The following is a 10,535-nucleotide window of genomic DNA, read 5'->3' as shown; positions in this document are numbered from 1 at the left end:
GAGCAAGCTGCCGGAGGCGGGGAACGTGCCGATCGGCAAGGCGTGGCTGAACGCCCGGTTCTACATTGTGGATGCTCACTTGAATCCGGTACCGGTAGGGGTATTGGGCGAGCTGTGCATCGGCGGCGTCGGCGTAGCCCGGGGTTACCTGAACCGACCGGAGCTGAACGAAGAGAAGTTTGTCGACAGCCCGTTCGTGCCGGGAGAGCGGTTGTACCGCACAGGGGACCTGGCGCGCTGGATGGAAGACGGCAACGTGGACTTCATCGGCCGGATCGACAACCAGGCGAAAATCCGTGGGTACCGGATCGAGATCGGCGAGGTCGAAACGCAGCTGCTGAAAGTGGACAAGGTACGGGAAGCGGTCGTCGTCATCCGGGAGGACGGCAACGGACAGAAGGCGCTGTGCGCGTACTTCACGGCGGAGGAGGAACTGCAAGCCAGCGGGCTGCGAAGCGCGATGTCGCAGGAGCTGCCGGGGTACATGATCCCGTCGTACTTCGTGCAGCTGGAGCGGCTGCCGCTGACGCCGAACGGGAAGATCGACCGCAAGGCGCTGCCTGCGCCGGAAGGGGGCGCGAGCGGATCAGAATACACCGCGCCGCGTACACCGCTGGAAGCGAAGCTGGTCCGTATATGGCAGGAAGTGCTGGCAGTTACAACCGTCGGCGTGAAGGACAACTTCTTTGATCTGGGAGGACACTCCCTGCGGGCAACGACGCTTGTCAGCAAGATTCACAAGGAGTTGAACGTGGATCTGCCGCTGCGGGACGTATTCCGCTACTCTACGGTTGAAGAAATGGCCCAGGCGATTGCCGGAATGGAGCAACAGGAGCACGTATCCATTCCGACGCTTGAAGAACGCGATTATTACATGCTGTCCTCCGTCCAAAGACGGCTCTTCGTCCAGCAACAAATGGAAGGGGCGGAGCTGAGCTACAATATGTCGGGCATGATGGTGCTCTCGGGGGCGCTGGACAGGGAACGGTTCGAAGAGGCGTTCCGCGGGCTGATTGCGCGCCATGAAACATTGCGTACCGGCTTTGAGATGGTGAACGGCGAACCGATGCAGCGGGTCTACCCGGAAGTGGATTTTGCGCTGGAGTATATGCAAGCGAGCGAAGAGGAAGCGGAAGAGGTGGCCGGACGATTTGTCCGCGTCTTTGATCTGGAGCATCCTCCGCTGCTGCGGGTCGGTCTGATCGAAGTGACACGGGAACGCCACATTTTGATGTTTGATATCCACCACATCATTTCTGACGGCGTATCCACGGGAATTTTAATTGAAGAGCTGCTCCGTTTGTATAACGGAGAGGAGCTGCCGCCTCTGCGCATTCAATACAAGGACTTCGCCGCATGGCAGCAGTCCGAAGCGCAGCGCGCACGGATGAAGCAGCAAGAAGCCTATTGGTTGAACCTGTTGGATGGCGAGCTTCCTACGTTGGAGCTGCCGACCGATTTTGCCAGACCGGCCGTTCGCAGCTATGAGGGAGACGCGCTTGAATTCATTATTGACAAGCAAAGAAGCGAGGGTCTGCAGCGAATTGCGGAGGATACCGGATCGACGATCTATATGGTGCTGCTGGCGGTTTACTCGATCTTGCTGCATAAGTACTCGGGACAAGAAGATATCATCGTAGGGACGCCGATTTCAGGCAGAACCCACGCCGATATGGAACCGTTGATCGGGATGTTCGTCAACACGCTGGCCATCCGCAATTATCCGGCTGGAGAGAAGCCGTTCGCGTCTTACCTTGAGGAAATCAAGGAAACGATGCTGGGAGCTTACGAAAATCAAGACTATCCGTTCGAAGAACTGGTAGAAAAAGTAAGGGTGACCCGAGACTTAAGCCGTCATCCGTTATTTGATACGGCGTTTGTGATGGAAACCAAAGAAGAGCGGGTTAATCGCTTCGGAGAGCTGAGCATCGAGCCCTTTATTCAAACGGAAACGGTGGCCAAATTCGATTTGACCCTGGAGCTGATGTTGGAAGACGAAGACATACACGGTCGTTTTGAATATTGCACCAAGCTGTTTGCCCGAAATATGATTGACAATTACGCTCAGGATTTACTGGAAATCATCTCTCAAATTAGCGAGCAGCCTGATATCCTGCTGAAAGACATTTCATTAAGCGGTCATTCGGAGCAAGGAGAGGACTTGGTAGAAGCAATCGATTTTGTATTCTGACACGGAACGGCAGGAGTGTATGTTAGCAGTCCATAGCATACACTCTGCCGACTCGCTTTGCCGAATAGAGAGGAGAGAGAAGCAGGTGGCTTTTGAAAAGGAATCCCTATTTTGGAACGAAACATTCGGGGGTGAAGATTACACGCTAACGCTGCTGCCTTATAGTAAAACCCCGGTTCATTCTATTCCTGAAATGAAGTCGGTTTCCGGCTCTTTGTCGGCTGACGTGGCGCAGCGAATTCTAATGATGAGCAAGGGCTCCCCTTTGGCCGCATACATGATTTTATTGGCAGGAGTCCAGTCCTTGCTTTATAAATATACAAATGAAAAAAATATATTGCTGGGCATGCCGGTCGTCAAGAAAACGAACGAGTCGCGGCGGCCTATTAACCATGTGGTCATTCTTAAGAATACGATGGATACCGAGACTACCTTTAAATCTCTGTTAAACGAATTGAAATCGTCTGTTACGGGGGCGATCCAGCATCAGAATATACCGTTCCTCAAAATGACGGAAAAGCTCCAGCTGCAGTATGCGGACGGGGTTCCTATCGTGAACACGGTTGTTTCATTAAATGAGCTGCATACCGTGGATATCGATCGGAGTGTAGTAACGGATTGCGAGATTCAATTTGGGTTAGGGAAAGATTCGGTTCGTTACGACTTGCTCTATAACGAAAACCTGTATCATTCCGATTTTATAACCCGGGCGGTTGACCATTTGGACCGTCTGTTGTCCGTCGTCTTGTTCCAACCGGAGCTGGAACTGAGCAAAGCGGACATGCTGTCGGAGTCCGAGAAGCATCAGCTGCTGGATGAGTTCAACGATACCGAGACCGAATATGCGCGGGATAAAACGATTCATCAGCTGATCGAGGAGCAGGCGGAACGGGTTCCGGACGCGGTGGCGGTTGTTTTTGAGAACGAACGGCTCACCTACCGGGAACTGAATCAACGGGCGAACCGGCTGGCGCGGACGCTTCGAGCTGGGGGCGTGAATAAAGACAAGCTGGTTGGGCTTATGGTTAGGCGTTCGCTGGAGATGGTCGTCGGAATTTTGGGGATCTTGAAGGCGGGTGGCGCGTATGTGCCGATTGATCCGGAATATCCGGAGGAGCGCATCCGCTATATGCTGGAAGATTCGGGTGCGCAGCTGTTATTAACGCAGCGGCACTTGCAGGAGCGCGTACCGTTCGCGGGGAACGTGGTCGCATTGGACGATGAGGCGGCCTATGGCGAAGACGGCTCGAATCTGGAGCCGGTCTCCGGGCCGGACGATCTGGCCTATGTGATCTACACGTCGGGAACGACGGGCAAGCCCAAAGGGGTTATGGTAGAGCATCACGGGCTGAGCAGCTTGAAGATGATGTTTAAGGAAACGCTGCAAATCAGCGAGCAAGATAAAGTGGTTCAATTCGCCAGCTTGTCGTTCGACGCGTCGTGCTGGGAAATCTTCAAAGCGTTATTTTTTGGCGCGGCGTTATATATTCCGACGGCCGAAACCATACTGGATTATCAATTGTTCGAGAGCTTCATGAACGAGAACGGGATTACGGCGACGATCTTGCCGCCGACGTATGCGGCCTACTTGAATCTGGATCACATGCCCGGCCTCCAAAAACTGATCACCGGGGGTTCGGCCGTATCCGTCGAGTTCGTTCGCCAGTGGAAAGGCAAAGTGCAATATTTTAACGCGTACGGTCCGACGGAGGCTTCGATCGTGACGTTGGTTTGGTCCGCCTCGACGGATGATCTCGACCGGAAATCGGTGCCGATCGGTCGTCCGATCCAGAATCACCGAATCTATATTGTGGATTCGCACAATCAATTGTTGCCGGTAGGCGTGGCAGGAGAACTGTGCATCGGGGGCGTAGGATTGGCCCGCGGGTACTTGAACCGTCCTGAGCTGACGGACGAGAAATTCACGGATAACCCGTTCGCGCCGGGCGAGCGGATGTACAAGACAGGCGACTTGGCCAGGTGGCTGCCGGACGGCAACATCGAATACATGGGGCGGATCGACCATCAGGTGAAAATCCGCGGGTATCGGATTGAGCTTGGCGAGATCGAAGAGCAGCTCTTGAAGATCGAATCCGTTCAAGAAGCAATCGTTATTGCGCGCGAGGATGCAAGCGGACAATATCAACTGTGCGCGTATTTTGTGGCGGATAAATCGCTGGCGGTCGGCGAACTGAGGGGAGCCTTGTCGCAAGAGCTGCCGGGGTATATGATTCCGTCGCACTTTGTGCGGCTGGAGCGGATGCCGTTAACGCCGAACGGGAAGATCGACCGTAAGGCGCTGCCTGCCCCGGAAGGTAATGCGCTTGCCGGTAGGGAGTATGTTGCACCTCGAACCGACGCGGAGAAAGCTCTTGCGGATGTGTGGAAGTCCGTGCTGAGTGCCGGGCGGGTCGGCGTAACGGACCATTTCTTCGAGCTTGGCGGCGATTCCATCAAGTCGATTCAGGTTTCATCCCGGCTGCATCAAGCCGGCTATAAGCTGGAAATCAAGGATTTGTTCAAATATCCGACCATTGCGCAGCTCAGTCCGCATATCCGGCCGATTACTCGCTCCATTGATCAAGCCGAGGTAACCGGAGAAGCGGTCCTGACTCCGATCCAGCGCTGGTTCTTCGAACAGCAATTCGCCGACCCTCATCACTTCAATCAATCCGTCATGCTGTACCGGAAGGAAGGGTTCGAGGAAGCGGCGATTCGCAAGGTGCTGCAGAAGGTCACGGAGCATCACGACGCGCTGCGGATGGTGTTCCGCAGGACGGAAAACGGCTATGCGGCATGGAACCGGGGAATCGGAGAAGGCGAGCTGTACAGTCTGGAGGTGTTCGACTTCAAGAGCTTGGCGGCAAGCGGTCAAGCGGTCGAAGTCAAAGCCAATGAGATTCAGAGCAGCATCGATCTGGAGAACGGACCGCTTGTAAAAGCCGGGTTGTTCCACTGCGCCGACGGAGATCATTTGCTCGTCGCGATCCATCACGGCGTCGTAGACGGTGTATCGTGGCGTATCTTGATGGAAGATATCGCGCTCGGCTACGAGCAAGCCGGGAAGGGAGAGGAGATTCGTTTTCCGGCGAAGACGGATGCTTACCGCACCTGGGCCCAGCAGCTTGCAGCCTACGCGCAAAGTCCGGCGATGGAGAGGGAACGGGCGTATTGGCAGAGCATTGCGCAAACACCGGCACCTTCTCTGCCGAAAGATATGCAGGCGGTCGAATCGCTTCAGCGGGACAGCGAATCGATGATTATACAGATCAGCCAGGCGGAAACGGAACAATTATTGAAGCGGGTTCACCGGGCGTATAACACCGAAATGAACGACATTCTGTTAACGGCGCTGGGGATGGCTGTGCGGAGATGGACCGGTCAAGACCGTTTGCTCGTCAATCTGGAGGGACACGGACGGGAGACCATCCTGACCGAGATCGATATCACGCGCACGGTGGGATGGTTTACGAGCAAGTTTCCGATGGTGCTTGAGCTTGAACAGGGCCAAGATTTATCGTATCAGATTAAGAAGGTCAAGGAGCACCTGCGTCAAATCCCGAACAAAGGGATCGGATACGGCATATGCCGGTACCTGTCCGGGCATGCGGACGATGCCGTCTGGGGCGTCGAACCGGACATCGTCTTTAACTATTTGGGGCAATTCGATCAGGACTTGGAAAATAACGACATGGGCATATCGCCTTACTCGAGCGGCATGCCGGCGAGCGACCGGCAAGCGCGAAGCTTTGCGCTGGAAATCAACGGCATGGTTCTGGATGGCTCGCTGTCGTTTGACTTAAGCTACAGCCGGAAGGAATACCGCAAAGAGACGATGGAGCAATTGGCTTCATGGCTGCAGGAGAGTCTGCAGGAAGTCATCGCCCATTGCGTAGCCAAAGAACGGACGGAATTGACGCCGAGCGACGTTCAGTTCAAGGGGCTGAGCATAGCCGAACTGGAGCAGCTTGCGGAGCGCACGCGGCACATCGGGGAGATCGAGAACATCTACACGCTCACGCCGATGCAGAAAGGGATGTTTTTCCATAATACCCTGAACCGACATGGCGGCGCATATATTGAACAAGCGTGGTTTACCCTGCAAGGCGATTTGAATATCGATTTGTTCGTCCGAAGCTGGAACGAGATGGTCGCGCGTCATGTTGTATTGCGGACGAACTTCTACGGCGGCTTCAGGGGGGAACAGCTGCAAATCGTCTATCGCGGCAAGCAGATTGAATTCAGTTATGAAGACCTGAGCGATCTTCAGGAAAATGAGCGGAACACGCGCATCGACAAGCTGACGAGCGATGATAAAACCCGGGGCTTTGATCTGGAGCAAGATGCCTTGATGCGGGTCAAAGTAATTCGTGCAAGGGAAGAAAGCTATCGCGTGCTCTGGACCTTCCATCATATCCTGATGGACGGCTGGTGCTTGTCTTTAATCGCCAAGGAACTGTTTGAGACGTATGACGCTTACATGCGGAATGAGCAGCCCGAACGGGCGGACGCCCCATCGTACAGCCAATATATCGAGTGGCTGGAAAAGCAGGATGAGCAAGCGGCGTCCCGCTATTGGTCCGAGTATTTGGCGGGATACGAAAGTCAAACCGTACTGCCTCAAGGAAATGTGCGGCAGCGAGGCGAGGAGTACGTCGGGGACAACGTCACTTGCCATTTGGACAAGAGCTTGAGCGAAAGGATGAGCCAGGTTGCCAAACAGCAACAGGTGACCGTGAATACGCTGATCCAAGCGGCGTGGGGCATTGTTTTGCAAAAGTATAACGGAACCGGCGATGCGGTATTCGGCAGCGTCGTCTCGGGACGATCGGCGGAAATTCCGGGGATCGAGGAGATGATCGGTCTATTCATTAATACGATACCTGTCCGCGTTTCTAGCGAAGCGGAGACGAGCTTTGCCGACGTGATGAAAAGCTTGCAGGAGTCGGCTTTGAAGTCCGGAAGCTACGACTACTACCCGTTGTATGAGATTCAGGCGCAAAGCGCCCAGAAGCAAAATCTGATTCACCATATTATGGCATTCGAGAATTACCCTTTAAGCGAGCAGCTTGAACAAGCGGGCGGTGGCAATGACGGAACGCTCACGATTACGGATGTAAATATTGAGGAACAAACGAATTATGATTTTTCCTTGATCGTCATGCCGGAAGAAGAGCTCACGGTTCGTTTCGATTATAATACGCTCGTATATGAAAGGTCCGGCATGGAGCGATTGATGGGACATTTCGTATACGTGCTCGAACAGGTGAGCGCAAACCCGCATGTTGCGGTAGCCGCCCTGGAACTCGTAACTGCGGAGGAAAAAAAGGAAATTTTCGACGTATTCAACGATACCGCGGCGGAGTATCAGCAGGATCAGACGATTCACGGGCTGTTCGAAGAACAGGCTCGGCGGAATCCCGAGGCGATCGCGGTTGTGTTCGAGAATACGCAGCTGACGTATGGGGAGTTGAACGAACGGGCAAACCGGCTGGCGCGAACCTTGCGTGATGCGGGTGTCCGAACCGACCAATTGGTGGGCCTCATGGTCGGGCGTTCGCTTGAGATGATCGTTGGCATGATGGCGATTATGAAAGCGGGCGGGGCTTACATCCCGATTGATCCACAATACCCGGAAGATCGTATTCGGTATATGTTGGAGGATTCTGGGGCGCAAATACTGTTGACCCAGCGCCATTTGCAGGAGCGCGTATCGTTTGGCGGGAACGTTTTGGCGGTGGATGACGAGCAGGTGTACAGCGGGGACGGCTCGAATCTGGAGCCGGTTTCCGGGTCGAAGGATCTCGCTTACGTGATTTACACATCGGGAACGACGGGCAGACCGAAAGGGGCTGCGATCGAGCATCGCGGGCTGTGCAGCTTGAAGCTGGTGTTCGCCGAAGCTTTAAAAATAACGGAGCAGGATCGGGTTGTGCAATTCGCCAGCCTGTCGTTTGATGCTTCGTGCTTTGAAATTTTCCAAGCCTTATTCCTTGGCGCAGCTTTGTATATCCCAACAGCCGAGACGGTTCAGGATTATCGTTTGTTTGAGAACTACATGAACGATAACGAGATTACGACGGCTACTTTGCCGCCGAACTATGCAGCCTACTTGAATCCGGACCGCATGACGCACTTTAAGAAGCTAATTACGGGAGGCTCGGCTTCTTCCATCGAATTGGTTCGTCAGTGGAAAGATAAAGTAAATTATTTCAACGCCTACGGTCCGACGGAAGATTCGATTTGTACAACCGTTTGGGCGGCTTCCCCGAATGATCTTGAGCGGAAGTCGGTGCCAATCGGCCGTCCGATCCGTAATCATCGGATTTACATTGTCGATTCGTACAATAAGCAGGTACCTGTTGGAGTCGCCGGGGAACTGTGTATTGCAGGCGTAGGTTTGGCTCGGGGGTACTTGAACCGTCCCGATCTGACCGCAGAGAAGTTCGTAGACAACCCGTTTGAACCGGGTGAGCGGATGTACCGGTCGGGCGACCTGGCCCGATGGCTGCCGGACGGCAATATCGAATACATGGGCCGCATCGACCATCAGGTGAAGATTCGCGGCTACCGGATCGAGCTTGGCGAAGTGGAAGCTCATCTGGCCAAAGTCGAGGATGTTCAAGAGACGATTGTCATCGCGCGTGCAGACGCAAGCGGGCAGCAACAGCTTTGTGCCTATTTCGTAGCGCAGAGCGAACTTACGGCAGCTGAACTTCGGGAGACGTTGTCGCAGGAACTGCCGGCCTTTATGATTCCGTCGTACTTTGTGCAGCTCCCGCAGATGCCGTTAACGCCCAATGGCAAAGTCGACCGTAAAGCACTTCCCGCACCGGAGGAAAGCTTGCATTCGGGGGCGGAGCACATTGCGCCAAGAACGCCGTTGGAAGTGGAATTGTCCAACATATGGAAGAGCGTTCTTGGGCTTGAGCAGGTTGGCGTGACGGATAGCTTCTTCGATATCGGAGGCCATTCCTTGCGTGCAACGACGCTTGTCAGCAAGGTGCATAAGGAGCTGAACGTCGATTTCCCGCTGCGTGACGTGTTCCGCTACCCGACGATTGAAGAGATGGCCCAAGCGATTGCCCGGATGGAAGAAGGGGTATTTTCGGCCATACCGGTGGCGGAGGAAAGAGAGCACTATCCGCTATCGTCTGCACAGAAGCGGCTCTTCATCCTGCAACAGCTGGAAGGGGTGGAGCAAAGCTACAACATGCCGGGAGCGATGCTGCTGGAAGGGGCGCTGGACCGAAAACGGTTCGAAGAGGCGTTCTGCGGGCTGATCGCGCGTCACGAGACGCTGCGCACCGGCTTTGATATGGTGAATGGCGAAGCGGTGCAGCGGATTTACCCGTCAGTGGATTTTGCCGTGGAGTATGTGCAAGCGAGCGAGGAAGCCGCTGAAGAAGCGGTACAGAACTTCGTCCGTACGTTCGATCTGGCGAAGCCGCCGCTGCTGCGGGTAGGTCTGGTCGAGCTGTCGGAAGAGCGCCATGTCCTGATGTTCGACATGCACCACATTATCTCGGATGGCGTGTCGATGGACGTTCTGGTTGAGGAGTTTGTCCGCTTGTACAGTGGTGAAGAGCTGGAGCCTCTGCGCATTCAGTACAAGGATTATGCGGCGTGGCAGCAGTCTGAAGCGCAGCAAGAGCAGTTGAAGCGGCAGGAAGCGTACTGGCTGGAACAGTTCCGAGGCGAGCTGCCGGTGCTGGAAATGCCGACGGATTATGCCCGTCCGGCCGTGCAGAGCTACGAAGGGGATACGCTTCAATTTTTCATAGATGCGCAGAAGAGCGAAAGCTTGAAACGGCTTGCGGCCGAAAGCGGAGCGACGCTGTATATGGTGCTGCTTGCGGCATATACGGTTGTGCTGCATAAATATACGGGGCAGCAAGACGTAGTTGTAGGGACGACGATTGCGGGAAGAAATCATGGCGATGTACAGCCACTGATCGGCATGTTCGTCAATACGCTGGCCATCCGCAGCTATCCGGCCGGCGAGAAAACGTTCCTGGCCTATTTGGAAGAGGTCAAGGAAACGACTCTGGGCGCCTATGAGCACCAGAACTATCCGTTCGAAGAGCTGGTCGACAAAGTGCAGGTTGCCCGCGATTTAAGCCGCAATCCGCTCTTTGACACGATGTTTTCTTTGCAAAACACGGAAAGCAAAGAATTCGAGCTTGAAGGGCTCAGGCTGGCTCCGTATCCGAACGATTACGGGATGGCGAAGTTTGATTTGAGCCTGGATATGTCGGAGGAAGACGGCGGTCTGGAGTGCAGCCTCGAATATGCAACCGCCTTGTATAAGAGGGGGACGATCGAACGGCTGGCCAAGCATTTG

General features: G+C 54.6%; 2 protein-coding genes. Both read left to right on the top strand.

Going from position 1 to position 10,535, the window contains the following annotated elements; translation table 11 throughout:
• Positions 1 to 2,191, top strand: a 2,191-nt coding sequence (locus tag QMG93_RS34705; protein ID WP_281944467.1) for a condensation domain-containing protein, incomplete at its 5' end; no start/stop codon positions are given.
• 19 nt (positions 2,192 to 2,210) lie between these two features.
• Positions 2,211 to 10,535, top strand: an 8,325-nt coding sequence (locus QMG93_RS34700) for an amino acid adenylation domain-containing protein (protein ID WP_413789371.1), incomplete at its 3' end; no start/stop codon positions are given.

The sequence above is a fragment of the Paenibacillus tyrphae genome, assembly GCF_027925525.1.
GTDB classification, from domain to species: Bacteria; Bacillota; Bacilli; order Paenibacillales; family NBRC-103111; genus Paenibacillus_G; species Paenibacillus_G tyrfis_B.
This window is presented reverse-complemented; position numbering and strand designations above follow the sequence as displayed.